This window comes from Alteromonas macleodii (assembly GCF_903772925.1).
Classification (GTDB): domain Bacteria; phylum Pseudomonadota; class Gammaproteobacteria; order Enterobacterales; family Alteromonadaceae; genus Alteromonas; species Alteromonas macleodii_A.
The window spans coordinates 4,116,492-4,139,073 of record NZ_LR812090.1 but is presented as its reverse complement, the minus strand read 5'-3'; the positions used below and the strand labels follow the sequence as shown (position 1 = coordinate 4,139,073).

General features: G+C 46.0%; 4 protein-coding genes. 3 read left to right on the top strand and 1 reads right to left on the bottom strand.

The genetic code is table 11. From position 1 onward, the window contains the following. Positions 1-297 precede the first annotated feature (297 nt). The 3 genes from PCAR9_RS17675 to PCAR9_RS17665 all read left to right on the top strand — a co-directional run bounded on the left by PCAR9_RS17675 (position 298) and on the right by PCAR9_RS17665 (position 21,228). Positions 298-17,553, top strand: a complete 17,256-nt coding sequence (locus PCAR9_RS17675; protein ID WP_179984735.1) for a tandem-95 repeat protein — start codon at positions 298-300, stop codon at positions 17,551-17,553. After that, positions 17,550-18,320 carry an outer membrane beta-barrel protein gene (locus PCAR9_RS17670; protein WP_179984734.1) on the top strand — a complete coding sequence of 257 codons (771 nt, stop codon included), beginning with the start codon at positions 17,550-17,552 and terminating at the stop codon, positions 18,318-18,320. The genes PCAR9_RS17675 and PCAR9_RS17670 overlap by 4 nt, the downstream gene beginning before the upstream one ends. Before the next feature lie 184 nt (positions 18,321-18,504). After that, entirely contained in the window at positions 18,505-21,228 is a 2,724-nt protein-coding gene (locus tag PCAR9_RS17665; protein ID WP_179984733.1) for an ATP-binding protein, read from the top strand. Between the two features lie 157 nt (positions 21,229-21,385). Here PCAR9_RS17665 and PCAR9_RS17660 read toward each other — a convergent pair whose 3' ends face one another. After that, positions 21,386-22,411 carry a substrate-binding periplasmic protein gene (locus PCAR9_RS17660; protein WP_179984732.1) on the bottom strand — a complete coding sequence of 342 codons (1,026 nt, stop codon included), beginning with the start codon at positions 22,409-22,411 and terminating at the stop codon, positions 21,386-21,388. Between the last annotated feature and the right edge of the window lie 171 nt (positions 22,412-22,582).

Below are 22,582 nucleotides of genomic sequence, written 5' to 3'. Positions count from 1 at the left end.
TCGGGCGGGCGATTGCAAATTTAAATAGGGAGTTACCCCTAGAGCCTTTCCTTATCCTTATGTCTAGTTTTCTTACTGAATCTGTCGATGTAATGTCCGCGCTTCATTACGCTAACTTATTAATAAACAACAAATATTAGCTATTGTTTATTTAATTTTAATGTTTGATTTGTTGGCGAAATCGAAATTCTTGATCTAGCTTTCAGAGTCTTGTCGAGTACTTTTTAAAGAGTGTTCTCGGTAAAGATTATGGAAGAGAGCTATCTCTCTAATAAATATACGCGCTAAAGGAAAGACATGATCCGCACATTGTCCAAAGCCATTATCGGTACTTCATTACTTCTAGGTGCATTACAAACTGCACAAGCAGCAACCCCTGTTATCACCAACGCAGCGCCGCAAAGCGCGTTTATTGGAGAGTCATTCTGTTACGACATACCATTAACTAACTCAGGTACCACTGGCTATGGTCCTTATCTGCGCGTTATTCATGATGCAGACTTAACCTTCAATGGTGCGACATTTATAGGAAGCAACAGTGATACCGTTAATGTCGGCACATTCGACCCCATTGCGAACAACAATGAGCTCGAAGATCCTATCATTGCGCAAACCGTTGCAGGCACCGAAGGGTTCAGTTTTTCAACGGTAGATATCCCAGTTGGCTCGGTTGTAACCAATGGCCCTGATCTAACTACTAATGTTTGTTTCACTATCGACAGCAATGCAGCGCCTGCGGAAGCGTTTGTTATTGAAGTCACACCCGTATATGAGTTTGGTGACACGGCAACAGGTGACAATGGTCCAACAATAGGCACAACGCAAAGCGCGTCGGTTGAGGCGGCACTTTACCAAGTAACAACGCAAAGCTCGGCTGCGGAAAACGAGCTTGCTGCGGGTTCAAGCTTTTCAGCAACCGTTACCCATACGGTTGATGTAGCGAACGGCCCTACCATAGACAACTTACAGTTTACGGATGTTTTAAACAGCGGCGTTCAATATAGTGCTCAAGCTACGATAACTGGTGGAACTGGGTGCTCTATAGATAGTGAACCCTCTGCGTCAAACCCCGGTGGCACTTTAGATGTTTCGTGTGTTTCTGCTACGGGAACAAGTAGCGAAAATGATGTGCGGGTAAGCTACCCCATGTATTTTACTAACGTCCTGAATTCGCAGCAGTGCAGCGCTTCAAGTATTGAGCATCCGCTTGACTTTAATGCGAGTTTTAACGGCAATGGGCTTACCCAGGTTTCTAGCAGTGATACGATTTCGGCAAAGCATGTTGCAATTCAGCAACGCGTTAACGCCGCTCAATCAAGCCCTGGCAACACGCTCACTGTTACTAACTCTATTCAAATTTCTGACTATATATCGGTAGATTCTTTAATACTTAACGATACCATTGCCGATGGCGTAGATTTTTCCTCAGATATCACGGTTAGCTATGGTGGAAGTACGTTTAACATAACGAGGCCTGCTTCAAGTACTGATGCCAGTCAAAATGAGGCCATCACTTACAACGTTACTAACGCAACAGGCACGCTTCCGGGCGGAAGCGTTTTGACGGTTTCTTACACCGTAGATATTCAGCAAAATTACGTTGGTGGTTACACAGGAGTTGATAGTAATGCCCCTGTCGTTGCTAACGATTCACTGTCGTTTTCTCAAAGTGCTCAATATAACCTAGTGAATGGCGCAGTGAGCTGCTCAGAAGGCTCAAGTGACTCAGTATCTATAGAAGGAATAACCACCACTAAATTCCTCGTAAATTCTGACAATAACACGACTACAGAAGTTCTTGAGTACGCACCGGGTGAAAGCGTGACTTATCGCCTGCACATGAATATCCCATCGGGCGACACAAACGACATTGTTTTCAAAGACTTTTTACCGCTCCCTGTGTTCCTAGTTTCCTCGTCAACAGTTAGTACTAGTTCAGATTTTTCGACTAACGCTAATTTCGCTTATGGCCCTGAAAACACGATAACGTCGCTTACACCTGCCATCACGCTATCGACCACGGAAAACAGCGTAACGCTAGACTGGGGGGATATTTCAACATCTACCCCTGAAGTGCTAGAAGTTGATTTTACTGTTGAGGTTACCGACGAGCCTTACGCCGACGGTCTAAGGTTAGCTAACTTGTTCCAAGGAACATCAACCAATACACCAGACGCTGTTAGCGCCGACCTTAAATCTGCTGAGATAATAGTTCGTGCGCCAGAATTAACTGTTTCACTTGCTACTTCTGCAGGAAATGTAGATGCCGGTGATACGGTTCAGTACACCTTAACAGTAACTAACGAAGGTGGTGCTACATCATTTGACACAACCGCCAGTGTTCCACTTGTTGCTGGCGTGGCTTCGCAGAGCCTTGTATCTGCAACGCTTAATGGGAATAGCACAACGTTAGGTAGCGGCTCCTTATCTGCGGGCACCTACAGTGTAGAAAACCTCGCTGCAGGTGATGTTTATGTACTTACCTTCACACAAGATATTGCGCAAACCGCAGAGCCTAATGATGTCATCACGTCCGAAGCGACAATAAATTGGGCATCGGCTTCAGGTCAGACCGTAACCTTTGACCCACAAAAAGATGACGCATCGGTTACCGTTTCTGATATTGCTATTGCGTCAACCATAGTAAGTCCTACAGGTAATGTTGTGGTAGGTGATACCGTACAGTATCGGGTAGACGTGACGTTGCCGGAGGGCACCACGAACGACTTAACGGTAGACATGACGCTTCCTGCTGGTTTTGAATACAGCAATACGTTAACGGTAAATTCAACAGGTTTTGACGGAACCGTAAGCGCCAGCCCCACTGTGACATCGTCAGGAACTGTCGAAAGCGGGCAAACTGTTAAAGCTGTGTTTAACGGCAGTACAACCACCAATAATGATAACGATCCAAGCGATAATACATTCTCAATTACGCTTGAAGCCTTGGTGCAAGATGTCACACAAAATGCCGCTACAACGTCAACGCAAAGCAAGCAGTTACAGGTAAATGCGGGAACCAACAATACCACCAACAATGCGTCAGCTACGTCAACTAACCAGTTCGCTGAACATGTATTAAGCGCAACAACAAGCGTGGCGCCAAGCTCTGGCGTAGAAGCAGGTGATACGGTAACCGTAACTATTGATGTTGAAAATACAGGTACAGCTACCGCTTATGATGTTGAAGTGGTCAGCAATGTTAATACTGATATTTTCACAAATGTAACTGAAGGAACAACCCCGTCTGGGTTTACGTATGCATTTGAAAATACCCAGGACAGAGTAACCTATTCAGGTTCAGAGCTTGCTGCGGGTGATAGCGTGCAGTTTACTTATACTGCAGAAGTAAAAGCAGGTGTACAAACGGGTTCGTCATTTAATATTAGCGCGCAAGCTACTGGTGATAGCCAAACTGGCGACCAGACCGTTGAGCGTGATTCACAGTCAGAAAGTACGGATACCACGGCAACCAAAGCCATTTCCGCTAATAACATAACATTAATTGCTTCGTCTGAAGCCTTTACCAATGACACCGGCACACGAGAAGCCGCTATTGGTGAGGTGTTAACCTATTCGTTCACTACTATCGTTCCCGAAGGGCAGACAAAAGAGACCGCTAATCAGGACATTATAGAAGTTATTTTGCCTGCTGGGATGTCTTATCAAACCGGCACCGCAAAAATTCGTGGAACATTTGATACGGGCTTTACGACTGCAAACGGCGTGTCGATTACGGGGTCAGATACAACTATTACCCCTGTCGTCAGTGGTCAGTCTGTTATCTTCGATTTGGGTGATGTTACAAATAATGACAACGATGCAGGTGATGAAAGTATCACCGTTACACTTAGTGTGCTTACCTTAAACACCAGTAACAATAACCGTACAAACAATAAAACGGTAACAGGTGAAGTAAACTATTTAAATGAAAGCAGCGCTAACCAAAGCAACAATGCTACACAAAATATTCGTATTGCCGAGCCAAACCTAACTGCTACAAAAACAGCTTCGCCATCAACTGTAGATGGTGGCAGCGAAGTTACATTTACTGTCACATTAACTAATACTGCAGGCTCTCGAGTTTCGCGTGCTTACGAATGGTACATCAACGATAACGTACCTGCACGATTTAATACGGTTAGCTTGGTAAGCGCAACACATTCAAGAGGGGCAGGCATTGATGTTTCAGCCTGTGCAAGCATCAGTGGCAACGAGCTAACGGTTGAGTCTGATAGCTGCGCAGTTAGCGACATTGATTATCTGGAAGCGGGTGAAAGCGTCACCGTTGTGTACACTGCTCAGGTCAATTTTGATATCGCATTTGAAGAAACCGTCACCAATACCGTCGCGACCTCGGCAACGTCTTTGCCAGGCGCATCAGGTACTGGAAATGCTACGCCAGGCGTAGCCGGTTCAGATACCGGTGAGCGTACTGGTAGCGGCGCGAATAACGACTCAGGCCAAAACGTTAACGATATCGCTGATTCTGCTATGGCATCAGTGACCGCCAATGCGCCCACGCTTACGTTAACGACTACTGCAGCCGATGCTGCTATTGGAACTGTGGTTGATTTAACGGCAAGTTTCTCTATACCGACAGGTACAACAGACAACTTTGTTTATACGTTAGATCTTCCTTCAGGCTTAAGGTATACCGGCGACGGCATTACCATAACAACGCCGGTGTCAGATTTCACCAGTACAAATACACCTAATACCACCCCTGGTGAAGGAACCGACCCAGTAGTATTAGATTTTGGAACTATTACCAACAGCGCTTCAACGTCTCAACAAGTTACCATTGCTGTGCCTGTTGAAGTTGCTAATATCTTAGGTAACCAAGCTGGAACAACGCTAACTAGTACCGGTTCACTTAGCTACCAAGACGTGAGCACGCCAGCACCTTCTGCGAATGTTGACGTGGATGTTATTGAACCCAATCTATCTATTACGCAAACCATCATTGCAGGTGCAACAGCAAGTGATAGTGGCGATACGGTAACGTACCGTACAGTGGTAACCAACACGGGGAATACAGCAACTGCGTATGCTGTGGCCTTTGAGGATGTAATGCCCGCTGAGTTATTAGGTGGGCCTGACGGAAGCGGTTCTGGTGTTACCTTCTCTGCAATAACGCTAACTAACCCGAGTGACGAGGCAGTACTAACAGGTACGAACACAGCACTGACTGCAAGTGATGTCAGTGAGATAACTACGACCAACACAGGCGATACCTTGTCGGTTGCAGCATTCGACCTACCAGCTCTTGCAAGCGTTACCGTCGAATACAGCGTCGTAATGGCCAACGAAGCAAGCGCTGGTGAAACGCTAACTAATGCAGTTGAAGCAACCTATAACAGTCAGTTGGACGGCAGCGGACGTAGTAGCGCCGATGGTGGAGATGACGACAATAACGCTACGTTAAATAACTACCGTGAAACAGCTAGTAGTAATGTAACGGTAGATAACACACTGGCTATTCAATCTGCACTTAATGCTACACATAGCGATAATGATTTCGCAGTGGGTGAGTCGGTTTCTATTGATGCGCGTATCGATTTAGTAGAAGGCACAATTGACGGTGTTTCTATTGTAAATACGCTGCCAGCGGACATTCGCTTTGACAACATTAGTATTAACAGCCCGGCGCAAATCAGCTATGACGGCGCTGCAACCGCTTCGGTGTCTGGCAATGATGTCACGGTTGATTTTGGAACTGTGAGCAACACCGCTGATGGCGATAGCACCAATGATTACATAACGGTTACCTTTACCGGTGTTGTGGAAAACGAAGTAGGCAACGCACAGGGTACAACACTTACTAATAGTGTGAATGCATCAGGTGGCGGCGAAAGCGCAGGTCCATCTACTCTCGAGATCGATATCGTTGAGCCAAATTTAGACTCAACAATGACGCTCGATAAAACCTCGGTATCTTTGGAGGATACCTTTACCCTAACTATTGACGTAGGCCACAACTCTAGTTTTGCCGACGCGTTTGAGACCACATTTAACGTATCAGTTCCTAGCGGTCTTACTTATGTAGCAAATAGCTTTATGGGGCAAGGTACAATCGATGATACGTCATCTACGCTACTTGTCGTAGATATGGGCAGTATCACGCTGGTCGAAGGCAGCAAACAAGTGACAATGCAGTTCACTGTAGATAGTGATGCCGACGTGGGTAATGCACTTTCAATTGGTTTGACCAATGGTGCGTATAGCTCAATGAGCGGTGACACAGCTGACGAACGTGATTATAGCTTTGCTGATTCTATTAACGTGACAGGTGATATCGCGGCGTTTATTGGTGCAACGCAGTCAGTTACTCTATCTGACGATATCAATGGCAATGGATTTATTGATGCGGGTGATACGGTACTCGTTACCTCAACGCTTACCAATGAAAGCGATAGTGCCACAGCCACTGACGTTGTATTTACTCACGGGATTCCTGTAAATACAAACTATGTAACAGGGTCTGCGACTACGACGAAAGGCACCCTTGATGACAGTGCCGGCATTACGGTAAATGTTGGCGACATGGCATTTGGTGAATCTGAAACCATTACGTTCGAGTTGCTTGTTGATGCCAATGTGGCTAACAACACGTTAGTCTCGCTACAAGGTAGCGTGGATTCATCTGACACAGTAGCAGAGCCAACTGACGCCGATGGTAACGATGTAAACGGCGACCAGGCAAACACCTTCAGAGTGGGCACACCAGCAAACACAGCAGATTTAGATATTACTCAACTGGTACGTCTATCAACAGATGCTGATACCAATGACGTCATTAGCCCTAATGATACGTTAACCATTACGTATTTACTTGAAAATACGGGTAGCCAAGCGCTATCAAACATTGCCCTAAGTGACGCTATACCCGCAGGTCTTACTTACGTCGCTAATTCGGCGCAGGTAAGCGGTGGACATACGGTTAGTGTAATAGGTAGTTCACTAAGCGCAGATTTTATCACGCTAGCAGCTGGCGCCAGTGAAACGGTTTCTTTTGATGTCACCATCGATTCACCGCTGGTTGATTTCAACGGCAATGCCGCAAACGAAAGCTTCTCGCTACAAGGTGAAGCAACCAGTGACGAAACTAATACTATCTATGCAGATAATAACCGTGCAGATAGCGATGGTTTCCAGCCGCTCACGTTCAGTGCATCGACGGGCGCGGGCACACCCGAATTAGAGATCATTCAATACTATGAACTTGTTAACGATGTAGACGGTGATGGGGTTGTTGATCCAGGTGACAGCGTACGCATTTACACCGTGGCAACCAATCAAGGTTCAGCGACTGCAGAAAACGTTTCATTTACTCAGCCGGTCAATGCAGGCTTAAGCGTGGTAGCTAATACAGCTGTTACTAGCCAAGGTGTTGTAGTAAGCGAAACGCCATTTGACGTAAACGTGGGCGGAATTGCCCCAAGTGAAACGGTAACCGCTTCTGTGGTGCTAACGCTAGATGCTAATGCAGCTGACAACACCGTATTTTCAGTTCAAGCTCTGTTTAGCGGTGACAACCTCGGTGCCAACCAGTTAAGCGACAACGACAGTAACGCTTCTGATGGCGAGAATGCTCTGCTTATTCCGGTTACTTCACAAGCGCAAACCGTATCTGCGCCAACCTTTGCCCTTACCGATACCAGTGATGGTGGTACATCTGGTAACAATTTTGTGCAGGGCGAAACACTAACCCTTACACAAACTGTTACTGTACCTAAGGGGACAACGGACGATTTAAGCTTAAGCGTTACCTTACCTGCTAATGTTTCATTGCTCGCAGGGGCGAGGGAACTTGCTCGTATCTTTAATACTGGCCTTTCTTCAGGTGTCAATCCAGCAAGTATTAACAGTGCTGCTAGCGGCACATCGGTTAACGTGAACGGCAATATTAGTGTGTCTAACAATACGCTAACGCTTGATTTAGGCAGTATTGTAAATAGCGATAATGATGGTGACACTGAAACCTATGTGTTTAGCGTTGAGCTAGACACCAGCGCCCTAGTGCCCAGTGCGGCTACCCAAGATTTAACTATTTCTTCTGCGCTTAGCTACGTTGATGGCGCAGCTCAGCCTCAGTCATTAAATGCTAACGACGTGACGGTAACCTTACTTAACCGTATACCATCAGCGAATGATGATAGTTTCACTGTAGATGAAGATACAACCAGCAATACGCTAGCGGCCCGTAGCAATGATAGCGACGCAGACAGCGGTCAAAGTATCATCATTACCTCTGTAGCTACGCCAAGTAACGGCGGTACGGTAACTACATATGGCGCGAACTTGATTTATACGCCGGCAGCTGATTTCTTCGGCACCGAAACCGTGCAATACACCCTTACCGATAGCGCAGGCGGTAGCGACACCGCCACAGCAACATTTACGGTAAACAATGTTCAAGATGCGCCTGTAGCACAGGCCGACTCAGCCAATACCACTGAAGACACACAAGTGATAGTAAATGTGTTGGCAAATGATTCCGATGTGGATGGCGATACACTGTCTATCACAGCGGCTAATTCTAGCAACGGTGCGGTTTCGTTCGCGGGAAGCAATATCACCTTCACGCCTGCACAAGACTTTAACGGTCCAGCACTTGTGACCTATACGATTTCTGATGGAAATGGGAACAGTGATAGCGCGAATCTAACGGTAGACGTGCAAGCAGATAACGATGCACCGGTTGCCACAAACGACAGTGCGAATACTAACGAAGATAATGACGTAATTATTGATGTGTTAGCTAACGACAGTGACGTAGATGGCGATGCCCTAAGTGTTACTGCGGTGTCGGCAAGCGCTGGTGCGGTCTCCGTAAATTCAAATGGCGATGTTCTTTATACGCCGCCGGCCGATTTCAATGGCCCAGTTACACTTAATTACACGGTTTCTGATGGAAATGGAGGAACCGATTCAGCTTCTGTATCAGTAACGGTTAATGCGGTAAATGACGCGCCAATAGCTAACCCTGATTCAGGGACAGTGAACGAAGACAGCAGCGTAATTATTGATGTTTTGACTAACGATACTGACGTAGATGGCGATGCGTTGTCGATCACCAATGCAACATCGCCAAATGGTTCAGTAACCTTTAGCGGAAATAATATTACCTTTACACCTACGGCCGACTTTAATGGCGCAACAACCGTAACTTATACGATAAGTGACGGTGCAGGTGGTACGGCATCAGGTACGGCGACTATTAATGTTACTAACGTCAACGATGCACCAGTGGCAAGCGACGACACGGCCAGCACTAACGAAGACACGGCGGTAGTTATCAATGTATTGGCTAACGATACCGACATTGATAACGATGCATTAAGCGTATCAAGTGTATCGGCAACCAATGGTAGTGCAGTAGTTAATGGCGATGGCAATGTGGTGTTTACGCCTGCGGCAGATTACAACGGCAGTGCCACAGTAGCCTATACGGTAACAGACGGTAATGGCGGCAGTGACAATGCGTCGGTGTCTGTAGCTATTGCAGCGGTTAACGACAACCCAATCGCTAACCCAGATACCGCAAGTGTCAATGAAGACGATTCGGTTAGCATTAATGTACTTGCTAACGATACCGACGTTGACGGCGACACCTTAAGTGTGGCGAGCGCCTCTGTTTCAACCGGTAGTGTGCAGGTTGTAGGTAACCAGGTGAACTACACGCCAGACGCTGACTTCAACGGCAACGCTACAATTACTTACACCATCGAAGATGGTGCGGGCGGCAGCGCTAATTCAACGGTGGCAGTGACGGTTGTAAACGTTAACGACGCCCCCGTTGCGAATAATGATACAGCTAGCGTTGATGAAGACAGCAGCGTCGTGGTTAACGTTATTGCTAACGATACAGATGTAGACAACGATACCCTTGAGTTAACTGCGGTTAATGCGAGTACTGGTACGGCGACCATTAATAGCGACGGTAATCTTTTGTATACGCCGGATGCCGACTATAACGGTGCTGCAACAGTGACGTATACCGTTTCTGATGGAAACAGCGGCTCTGATTCAGCAACAGTGTCAATTACGGTAAACCCAGTAAATGACAATCCGGTGGCTGTGGCAGATACGGCGAGTGTACAGGAAGACGAAACGGTAATTATTAATGCGCTTTCGAACGACAGTGATATTGACGGCGACACCTTGCAATTGTCGGCTGCAAGCAGCAGTCAAGGCACTGCAACTATTACCGGCGATAATACGCTTAGCTTTACGCCAAGTGCCGACTTCAACGGTACAACCACGATAACTTACAGTGTATCGGATGGTGCTGGTGGTAGCGCCTCATCGACAGTCACAGTAACGGTGGCGCCTGTTAACGACGCACCAGTAGCCAATGATGACGCCGGAAGAGTTACCGAAGATTCAAGCACTACGCTTGCTGTATTAGACAATGATACAGATGTTGACAACGATGAATTAAGCGTGACATCTGCTAGCGCATCTGAGGGGACTATTACAGTTAATGCAAATAACAGTGTGACGTATACACCACCTGCTGATTTTGATGGGGCTGCAACCGCCACCTACACTATTTCAGACGGAAATGGCGGTACCGCCACTGCCAGCATTAGCTTTACGGTAGAAGGGGTGAACGATGCTCCTATCGCTTTGGACGACACCGCTGTTGTTGATGAGGACGCTTCAGTAACAGTAGCTGTTCTCGCCAATGACTCTGATATAGATGAAGATGTGCTTTCAGTCTCGGTGGCCTCGTCAGCGCAGGGTAGTGCAGTGATCACGGCAGATAGCCAGGTTACTTTCTCGCCAAATGCTGATTTTAATGGCGAAGCGAAAGTGTCATATACGGTAAGCGATGGTAATGGTGCCACTGATACAGCAACGATCACTGTTACCGTTAACCCGGTTAATGATACACCGATAACGGTGGATGATACGGCCACAGTCGAGGAAGATGGCTCTGTTGTTACCGACGTGCTCGCGAATGACTCTGACATTGACGAAGACGTACTGACTATTTCAGACGTAACCGTTGACGAAGGTTCAGTCGCTATTCAAGGTGGCCAAGTAAGCTACACACCAGATGAGAACTTCAATGGTACGGCAACCATTACCTACACGGTTTCTGATGGCAATGGAGCAACAGCAACAGGTACGCTTGTTGTAACGGTTACCGCAGTTAACGATGCACCTACACTTGCTGATTTCACTGCTGCAACGAACCAAAATGAAGCATTAACTATCGATGTTATCGCCAATGTTGAAGATGTAGATACAGATGATACGCATACTATCGTTAGCGCCACATCTTCAGACGGCACGGTTGAAATTGTTGACGGCAAACTGGTTTATACGCCGTCTGAAGATTATTCCGGTGAAGTAACCATCGATGTTTGTATTCAAGATGCTGAGGGCGAAGAGGCTTGTGCGCGTATTACCGTTACAGTTGTGTATACAAACATTGGTCCAGTCGTTGAAGATCTCGAGTTCACCATTTACGAAGGGGATAGCCTACCCATCACGCTAACGGGTACCGACGCAGACGAAGACGTTTTAACGTTTGAATTGGTAACGTTGCCAACAGGTGAAGTGTTAGGTTCTGCTCCTTCTTTGCTGTACGTTACTCCAGAAGATTACAACGGTACGGTACTGTTCAGCTATAAAGCGAACGACGGTCAAGAAGATTCGAACACTGCCAATATCACAGTGAATGTGGTGGCCGTGAACGACGCGCCTGTCGCCGTTGCTGATTTAGCTGAAGCGACAGATCAGAACAGTGTAACTATTGATGTACTAGCAAACGATAGCGATATCGAAGGCGACCTGCTAAGTATCGTTGGTGCAAACTCTGATTTTGGTAGCGTAGAAATTATCGATAATGCATTGGTGTTTACGCCAGGTGAAGGCACTTCAGGAGAGGTACAGGTAGAGTACACCATTGTTGACCCTTCAGGTGCGACATCAACCTCTTATGTGGTGGTGAATGTAGAGCGCACGTCTGACCGCAACGATGCAAACCCGAGAGTAATTGCGCCAGCTGATATTGAAGTTGACGCGAACGGATACCTTACGCTTGTAGACTTGGGCGTTGCAACGGCCACCACATCTCGCGGTCAATCATTACCAGTGACCTTATTGAACGGTCAAACCCGCTTTACGCCAGGGCTACATACTGTTTATTGGCAGGCAACTGACGATGAAGGTAATACGACAACGGTTAGTCAGACTATCCGCGTAAACCCTCAAGTGTCATTAAGTGATGATGTGGTTGTAACCGAAGGCGGTGCAGCAAGTTTTGATGTACTGTTAAGCGGCGATGCACCTAGTTACCCAGTAACAGTGAACTACACGGTTTCAGGTTCTGCAGATACTAGCGATCACGACCTTATCTCTGGCACTGTCACTATTGAGGACGGTACACAGGCAACCGTTAAATTTAATATTATCCCCGACACGATTATCGATGACGGCGAAACGGTAATCGTAACGCTGAACGAGAATGTAAATGTCGGAGAAAAAGCGTCGCAGACCACAACAATTGCAGAAGCAGCAGTGGCCCCAGTTGTAGCGCTGTCAGTTGAGCAAGGTAATACGACAACGTTAACTGTTGGCCAAAATGAGGGTCTAGTCGAAGTACTAGCGGCTATCAGTCACACCAACCCAGCCGCTGATTTTATCTACGATTGGAGTAATTCAGCACCAGAACTTGCTAATGTTTCAGGTGATGACGGCGTATTTACTTTCGACCCTGCTTCAGTAGCGCCAGGTGTTTATGCAGTTACGCTACTTGTTGCAGACAGTGAAAACCCCACGCTTGTAAGTTCACGCACAATTTATATTGAAGTGGTACAAACCTTACCCGAGCTTACTGGTGCTGACACCGACGGTGACGGCCTGCCAGATAATATTGAAGGTGCAGGTGATGCCGACTTAGACGGTGTGCCAAACTACTTAGATAGCATTGCGCTTTGTTCTTTAGCGCCAGAGATTGCAGGTGAAAGCACGCAATATCTTGTTGAATCAAACGCTGGTACATGTGTAAGTGCGGGTGAGTACACCCGTGGCACTTCAAATGCTGGCGTATTGCTACTTGCTGATGATAGCGCAGTAACAAGTCGCATTCCGACAGATACGGAAGCTAACAATGTTGGTGGGTTGTTTAACTTCGACGTGGTGAATAATCAGTCTAATCAAGCACAGTTCGATGTGGTTATTCCGCAGCGCAATGCCGTACCAGAAGACGCATTTATGCGTAGCTGGACTGCTGAGCTAGGTTGGTTCGACGTTATTGCAGACGGCGACGCCGTGATTTACTCAGCACCAGGCGCACCAGGTTTCTGCCCTGTCGTTAATAGTAGCGAATGGCAAGAAGGTCTGGTTGCAGGTAGCTGGTGTGTGAAGCTGACGCTTATTGATGGCGGAAGTTACGATGCTGACGCTACAACCAATGGAGCGTTTAGCTTTGTTGGTGGAGTAGGCACATTTGTTAATGGCAATACACTTCCTGACGTTCAAGACGATCAGCTGGCTATTAAGCTTAACGAAGCGGTAGAGGTCGACGTACTGGCTAATGACACAGATGCAGATGGCGATGCACTTACGCTTACCTCAGTATCGGCTGATTTTGGAACGGCGACTATTGTTGATGGATTAGTGTCATACACGCCACCGGAAGGTTTCGTAGGCACAGTAACGGTTACCTATACCGTGTCAGACGGTATGGGCGGCACGGTAACAGGGACCTTGGTGCTAACCGTTGCTGAGAACAATATCCCTGTTGCAAATGATGACAGCTTTACGTCTGAAGAAGACGAGGCGGTAACCTTGGATGTGCTGTCTAACGATACCGATGAAGACGGCGATACGTTATCCATTACCGAAGTAACAGCATCTACAGGCAATGTGATTTTGTTGCCAAGCGGTGAATTAAGTTATCAAGCACCTGCCAACTATAACGGCGTGGTCACTATTGAATACACCGTTTCAGATGGACATGGTGGCACTGATACAGCGCAGGTAACCCTAACTATCACTGCGGTAAATGATGCCCCTGTTGCCTTTGATGACACAGCAAGTGTTACAGAAGATGGCAGTGTTACAGTAACCGTACTAACAAACGATAGCGACGTCGACGGCGATGTACTAACGGTAACCATGGCAAGTACTGAGAACGGAAGTGTGGTGGTTAATAACGGCACTACTGTTACCTATACACCTGTTGCCAATGTAAATGGTGAAGCAACATTTACCTACACTATCAGTGATGGCTTCGGTGGTACTGATACCGCGACGGTTACCGTAGTCATTGTTTCTATTAACGACGCACCAGTAGCAAACAACGATCAAGCTAATGTAAGTGAAGACAGCAGTGTCATTATTAATGCACTTGCCAACGATACTGACATTGACGGCGATACGTTAATCATCACAGATGCAACGGCTAACTCGGGCACGGTAACCATTAATAGCGATGGCAACATTGTCTACACACCGCTGCCTAACTTTGTTGGAACGGCGATCATTACCTACACCCTTTCAGATGGTAATGGCGGTGAAGCGACTGCGCAGATTACGGTGTCGGTTGAAAATGTAAATGATGCACCTACCCTTGAAGGTGGAGAAGTATCTACAAATCAAGACACGCCGCTTAGTATTAACGTGTTATCCAATGCAAACGATATCGACGGTGATACGCTCACTATTGCTAGTGCCGAAGCGACTAACGGCACTGTAGAAATCGTTAATGGCGTGGTGACATTTACGCCTGCAGATGGTTTCCACGGCACTGCCACCATTACGGTTTGCGTTGCTGACCCGTCGGGCTCGCAAGCGTGTGCGACCTATACGGTAACGGTAATCGACACTAACGATGCGCCAACAGTAATGGACTTAACGTTCACAATGGAAGAAGACGCAACACTGCCTATTCGATTACAGGGAAGTGACGCAGACGGCGACGCGCTAACTTACCAGCTGGTAACATCACCAGAAGGGGAGCTTGTTGGTCGCTTACCTAGCGTATTGTATGCACCTGAAGCTGACTTTAGTGGCACAACAAGCTTTACTTATACCGCAAATGATGGGGAGGAGACCTCTAATGTAGGTACTGTAACCATCAACGTGAACCCTGTGAACGATGCACCAGTGGCTCGTGATGATGCGATAACCTTGGGTAACTACAACCCAGCTACAATTGATGTACTGGCCAATGACTCTGACGCTGATGGCGATACATTACGCATCATCGGCGCCCGTGTTGAATTAGGCGAGGTTTCTTGGGCTGACGATTCACTTATCTATACGCCGCTTGAAGGTTTTGTCGGTGAAATAGTAATTGACTACACCATCACCGACCCTCAGAGCGAGGTTGCCCGAGCGTCAGTGATTGTAGATGTTATGCCTGATGATTTGGCCGACCGCCCAGTTATTGAAGTACCAGAAGACGTGTTTGTAGATGCTAATGCACTATTTACCAAAATCGACCTTGGCGTCGCGTCAGCTGTCGATAAATTTGGCAATCCGTTACCTGTGTCATTAGTCGATGGCCTTATCTTTTACGAGCCGGGTAACAATACGGCATACTGGCAGGCGACCGACGAAGACGGTTTAACCTCTGTTGCTAGTCAGGCGGTACGTGTAAGACCATTGGTTTCTGTTACTAAGGATCAGGTAGTGCTGGAAGGCCATGAAGTAGAATTTGGCATTCACTTAAACGGTACGTCACCCGTTTATCCGCTAGAAATTCCATATACAGTAAGTGGTACGGCAGATAGCAGCGACCATGACCTGGTTGATGGCGTCATCGTGATGGAATCAGGTAGCGATATAACGGTGAGCTTCAATGTTTTCCCAGATGCGGATATTGAAGGTACAGAGACGATCACAATTGAGCTTTCAGATGTGCTTAACATAGGTAATAAGTACATTCACGAAATTACAATTCGCGAGGATAACGTGAACCCTGATGTTGACCTGTTTACCGAGCAGGACGGCGAATCAAGAATTCTCGTTATCCCCACAGGTTCTGACGTGTTAGTCACCTCTACTATTGACCATCCAGACCCAGCCAATGAGTATGAATTTGTGTGGACATCACTGGATGCAGACATTGCAGATACCGATAGTGTTAATGACACCTTTACTTTTGATCCAAGTGGCTTGGACGTGGGGGTTTACCGAATTCGTGCAACGGTCACAGACGCAGATGACACGGCCTTTACAGACTCGGATACCTTATACATTCAGGTAGTTGATGCGTTACCTACACCTGCTGAGCTTGATAGTGATGGTGACGGCGTACCGGATGTTGTAGATGGCCTTGCTGATAGTGACAGAGACGGTATTTTGGATTACTTGGATCCAACGCCTGAGTGTAATGTGCTTCCACAAGAAGTGGCGTTTGTTGATGGTTACATGGTGGAAGGTGACCCAGGCGTATGCTTGCGCCTAGGTAACTTCTCTGTAAGTAGTGAACTCGGCGGCGCTAAAATTATTGATGGCGACATTGCCGGCGACGATGACATTGTCCCTGACCCAGAAGCGACAAACATAGGCGGCATTTTCGATTTCATTGCCTATGGTTTACCTGAGGCGGGTCAAACGCTGAATATTGTGATGCCACAGCTTAAGCCAATACCTGCAAATGCGGTGTACCGTAAGTTCACGCCTGAAAACGGTTGGGTAACCTTTACGGAAAACGCGAACAACCGTTTATGGTCTGTTGAAGGTGAGCCAGGCTATTGCCCACCTCCAGGCGGAGACTATTGGACAGAAGGTCTAACTGAAGGTCATTGGTGTGTGCAGTTAGAAATTCTTGATGGTGGTGTAGATGATGACGACGGTTTAGTTAACGGTACGATTGTCGACCCAGGTGGTGTAGGCGTTCTATTTAATGGCAATAGCCAACCTGTGGCAACTGACGATGCAGTAACTATTATTGTTGATGAGTCTGTAACTATTGAAGCCTTAAGTAACGATGCAGACCCAGATGGCGATGACTTGCGTATTACCTCTGCTGCAACCACCTTCGGCACAGCTGTGATAGCGGGGGATATCATCGAATACACGCCTCCACTTGGCTTTATTGGCGAAGTGATTGTTAATTATGGTATCAGTGATGGAAACGGAGGTTCAGACCTGGGCGTAATTACGGTAACCATTATTGGTAACAATCCTCCACAGGCTGTAGATGATACTGTAACGATAGACGTTGACCAATCTGTAACCGTTAACGTGCTTGACAACGACTTCGACGAAGATGGCGATAGTATTCGTGTTGTAAGTGCCCAGGCATCAATTGGTAGCGTATCTGTTAACCCTGACGATACATTGACCTTTACGCCGCCTGCTGCATTTACGGGCAATGCTGTAGTCACCTATATTATTGAAGATACACAGGGCGGAACGAGCGAGGGTAGACTAACCATTACTGTTCAACCCGTGACCGTTAGAATTGAAAACTCTGGCGGAGGCGGTGGTAGCATGAACGCTATGCTGCTGATGTTACTGGTATTTGTTATGACATTGCGCCGCTTATTAGTGGCGCAAAGAAAGGGAGTAAAAGCGTGAGCGTTGCTAAGATGAATAGAACTTTTAGGTATGGGATTGTTAGCGCTGTTGCAATGGGAGCAATGTTTTCATTTCCAGCCATGGCTCAGCAATCTAATAAAGAAAGGGATGCTTCCCCTTTTTTAGCTAGCAAAACTCAATGCTTATCTAAAGAGGATGCCTCAAAACTTTCTAAAGAATATGAAAAGTGCACGGCTAAACAGTTTTTCATAAGCGGGAGTTGGGGGAGCGCATCAGGAGATTTCAAGGAAGGGGATGTACAACAAGAAGCCGCAGAGCTAGGTTTTGATGTCTTCGACATAGATATTGATGACACCCGCAGTGCGTGGAAAGCGGTAGTAGGTACCAATATTACCGAAAACAGCTTTATTCAAGTCGGTTATACCGATTTAGGTGATGTGTCGGCAGCGTTTTCAACTACGACCAATGAGCCTTCTCGCTTTTTCAGTGAAACATCTCGCATTCGCCCAACATCAGTAGATGGCTATACATTAAGTGCAGCCTACCAGTTTCTTCGTCATGAAGATTGGTTTTTACACGCCCATTTAGGTTTGTACTTCTGGGAGGGAGACTACGATTCGTTAGACGTTTTTGAAGATGAAACGCTGCTTCAAGATATGGATGACGATGGAACCGATTTGTTTTATGGCGTTGGTGCTAACTGGCGTATCCACCACGACTGGGTGGCGACCATTGAATACGAACGTTACGACTTAGAAGATAATGCGACTGACCTTTTTTCTATTGGATTAAGTTACTTGTTTTAACTCTTACTTATATCAAGACGTAAAAAAGTAATTGAGAGCGGATAAATGGGGGGGCGTCTAGCCCTCTTTTTTATGTAGTAGACTTTAGGATAATGCATGCTTTCTTCACAATAAGTTGTTATCGTGGCGAGAATTACTGTTCTAATCATGAAAGCTCGCTTTCCAAATTTCTCGGCGTGAAGTAATGCAACGATATCAATATTCACAGCCCTCACTTCAAAATTGTGAAGACGAGGCCATTCATTTAATCGAAAGCGTTCAGAGCTTTGGATATGTTATCGCGATAAATCCCGATACCAAAAAAATTCAAGTATTCAGTAAAAACATAAAAGAGCTATTTAAAGTAGATATAGTGGCGGGAGAAACACCTGTCACAGACCTAATTGATGTGCCTTCAGCAGACGCGCCTACATTCAAAACTATCCATAACGCAGTAAAAGGTGAAAGTGTTCGCCACGCATATCAGTGGAAGTTTGCAAAAAATGCACTTTGGCTAGACAACTGGGAAAAGGAAGGCAGCGGCGTTGCATTCGACTCTAACGGTTTGCTGGTAATAGAGCTAGAACCAACACCTCAGCTAAGCTATGAAGCAGCCCAGCAATGGGTACCAATGGATGTAGATATTCGCGCCTTGTTACCTAACGTAGATGATAAAGACTCGATTAATGATGTCGCAGATGCAATAGCGAAGGTGTTTAAAGATTATATCGACTTCGATTCAGTGATGGTCTATCAATTTGATGATAAATATTGCGGCGAGGTCATTGGTGAAGCAGCTGAATCAGACTCGCGTTCATTTAAAGGGTTAAAATTTCCCGCATCGGATATTCCCAAACAAGCCCGAGAGCTCTACCTTAAGAACCGTGTCCGCTGTGTATTAGATGTCGAAGAGCAACCTGTACCTTTACAGCCGCCTTTAGCTGAAGCTGAACGCGCGCCAATAGATCTCTCCATGTCTATGGTGCGTTCAGTTTCACCTGTTCATATTAACTATATGAAAAATATGGGGGTTCGTTCGTCCTTTTCCGTATCCCTCGTGTTTGAAGGGAAGCTGTGGGGACTACTTGCTTGTCACAATAGCGAGCCCAAATACATCGACCAGAAAAAGCGTTTAGTCTGCGAATCGCTTGGGCACCTTTATGCTTGGCAAATGCATACAAAAGCGCTTCATAATAAAAAAGAGCAGTTTCAAGGGCGCCAGCGTAAGCTAAACAATATCGTGCACCAACTCACCTCTTACTCAAACCCACTTGAGGCCATCTCGCATAAAGAAACCCCTTTGCTGGAAGTTGCTGATGCTTGTGGCATGGCAGTGATTACACCCACAGGTAATTACTTTGTGGGAAAAACTCCTTCAGAGGAAACCTTAACCCGGTTGTTAGGTAAATTTTCTATCAGCGATTCAGAGCAGTCGATAGCCATCAATCGCTTAGCAGACGAGGTTTCTGAAAACTGTTCGCTAAACGGTATACGCGGTATGTACATTTCTTGTGTATCTGCCAAGTTGGGTTATTTCACCGTATGGTTTCGCGAACAGCGTGATAAAACAATTCGCTGGGCAGGTCGAGAAGCGGCTAAAAAGGACATTAGTAAGTCACTAACCCCCCGTAACTCTTTCGATTTGTACCTGCAGAGCGTGGCTGATGAATCGGTAGAGTGGAGCGAAGATGATAAGCTAATTATTGAAGGCTTTGACCATTTGTTTATCCCTTATGCCCTCAGTCTTAAAGCCTCTTCAGATCAGCAAATTAGCAAGTTAGAAGAATTGGACAAGGCTAAAGATCAGTTTCTTGCCAGTATCTCACATGAGCTTCGTTCTCCACTTAATTCTATCGTTGGGTGGACAGATTTAGCCCTTATGGATGTGGGGAATGTTGATAGAATGAAGGATGCGTTGGGAGTAATCAAACGCGCTGCGTCTACGCAAGCCGCCTTAATAAACGACATCTTAGATTTATCTCGAATTATTTCGGGAACTATGAAGCTAAGTACCCATTCGTTAAATATTGCCTCGTCTATTTCCGAGGTAGCAAAGTCATTTGAAGCAGGCTTTGCAAGTAAGAACATTCAACTTTCAATAAATTGCGAAGACGAACATACCCAGATATTAGGCGATAATTTACGCATAAAGCAGGTTATAAATAATTTATTAAGCAATGCTCTTAAATTTACCGCAAAAGGCGGTACTGTGCATGTACGTGGTAAAAGAGAGCATTCAAACTACCTATTTCGTGTGAAAGATAACGGGAAAGGTATGACACGCGAACAACTAGCCCATGTGTTTGAGCGCTTTTACCAAGGCAAAGATTCCCACAATAAAATTGGTCTTGGGTTAGGCTTATCTATTGTAAAAAGCTTGGTTGAAATGCACGGCGGTGAAATTTCCGCAGAAAGCGACGGGCCTAATACGGGTACTACGTTCTACGTTACTCTGCCTATCGCACCATTGAGTTTGCACGATGAAATTATCGAAACCAAAAACAGTGAAATCAGTGATTTAACCGAGTCTTTACGTTTAAGTGGTTTGCGAATATTGGTGGCGGAAGACGAGCGAGACGCCCGTGACTTCATAAAGCTTTTTCTTGAATCTAATGGTGCTCGCGTAAACGTAGTTAAAAACGGCTTGCTGGCATGGAAAGAGCTTAATGACATGCCTGAAGCCTTCGATCTGCTGCTTTCCGATATAGGTATGCCTGAATTAGACGGATTAGGATTGGTAACGAAAATAAGAGCCAGCCAGAATCCAGAGATTGCTAATTTTAATACGATAGCCCTAACGGCTTATGCGTATACATCAGATAGAGTAAAAGCGCTTAAAGCGGGTTTCAATAACTACGTATCTAAGCCCGTTGATGGCGAAGAACTGCTGACTATTTTAGAAATGTATTTACCAGAGACGTCACTCTAACGCTTTCTACTAGCACCCATAAGCCTTATTAGCGGCGAGTTTGCAGATGGCTGATAAGGCTAAGGGTGTATCAGGTTATTACTTTACAAACTTTGAAGTCTGCAATTGTGCTACCCAAAAGCGCAGTAATATCTGTACTTCTATTTGAGTCTTTGACTTACCAGCGGCGAAGCAGCTGTTTATAGATAGTTTTATCTAAAAGTGACTGGCGGGCCGATAAGCTTTCTTTAGCTGAGAGTACTGAGCGTGCCTCTTCTAACGATGTATATTGCTCACCATCAATATAAAACATGCTGCTGTCAGAGGTAGGCTTACCATCAAGAGAGTAAGCCGTGTCTAGTAAGTCAGCGGTTGTAGTTATGCTACTGTGCCCAATAAAGTCAGCTACGCCATCGCCATTTACATCTTTGCTTAGCCACGCTAAGGCGAGAGGCAGGTTGAATTCACCGCTATTCTGCAATGTCGATACGGCTTGGTTAAATTTCGCAATAATGCTTTTAGCACTGGCAACATTTTTACTGATAGCTATTTGAAAACCCGTCTTGGCTAAAGGTTTTGCTGAAAAATGCAGTGTTTCTTCGTTATCGTTAGCCAGCAGTATGTTTAGCTCTCGCGTGAGAAGCTGGGTGGTAACTAAGTAGGGTGCTCTATCATCGGCAAGTTGGCGAAAGGCATCAAACGTAGTGGGGTTGCGCGACCATTTTATATCTTTAAGTAGTCTGAACGAGGGGGTGTTTGCAAAGCGGTTTTCAATCGCAACCCGGTTACCTTTTAAGTGTGGAAAAAGCTTTATGTCTTCTACGTTTGCCTTCTTACTTACCGCATAAAGGTAAACAGGTAAGTAAATATCGGATAGAAAATAATTAGTGCTGTCCTCGCCCAAATTTACGTAGGCAAACTCACCGTCTAGTTTCCCTGTTAGTACAGAACTACCTAAAAAAGCTTGTCGCATAACCTGAAGTTGAATATCCAGCCCCGCCTTTTCGAACACCTTTTCTAGCAAAGCATTAATTCGAGCAGGCTCACCATCATCACTAATATAAGTTTCAAATGTGGCGGCACCCAAAGTCGTTGTGGCAGCTTGTAAAGGAGAAATGTTAACTAAACAAAGGGCTAGGCTGATGCCTAACAAGGCAAGGCGTCGAGTGAAAAAGGAAAGCGAAAGCGCGCTGAATCTTACCAAAAGTGAACTCCGAACTGCCGTCATGCATTTACTACACTGTAATGTAGTTAGTCACTTAATTCCAATAAACCCGCACTGGTTTAAATTAACAAAATGTAAGCGGCATCAATAGATTGTGCGTAATGCTGACGTCTAGGCAGGCTTTTGTTGAGTAAAGTCATTCGTGACGTT

Bases quoted from the DNA above. Each gene is read 5' to 3' on its own strand.
- PCAR9_RS17675 (WP_179984735.1), top strand. From the start codon at position 298: ATGATCCGCACATTGTCCAAAGCCATTATCGGTACTTCATTACTTCTA.
- PCAR9_RS17665 (WP_179984733.1), top strand. From the start codon at position 18,505: ATGCAACGATATCAATATTCACAGCCCTCACTTCAAAATTGTGAAGAC.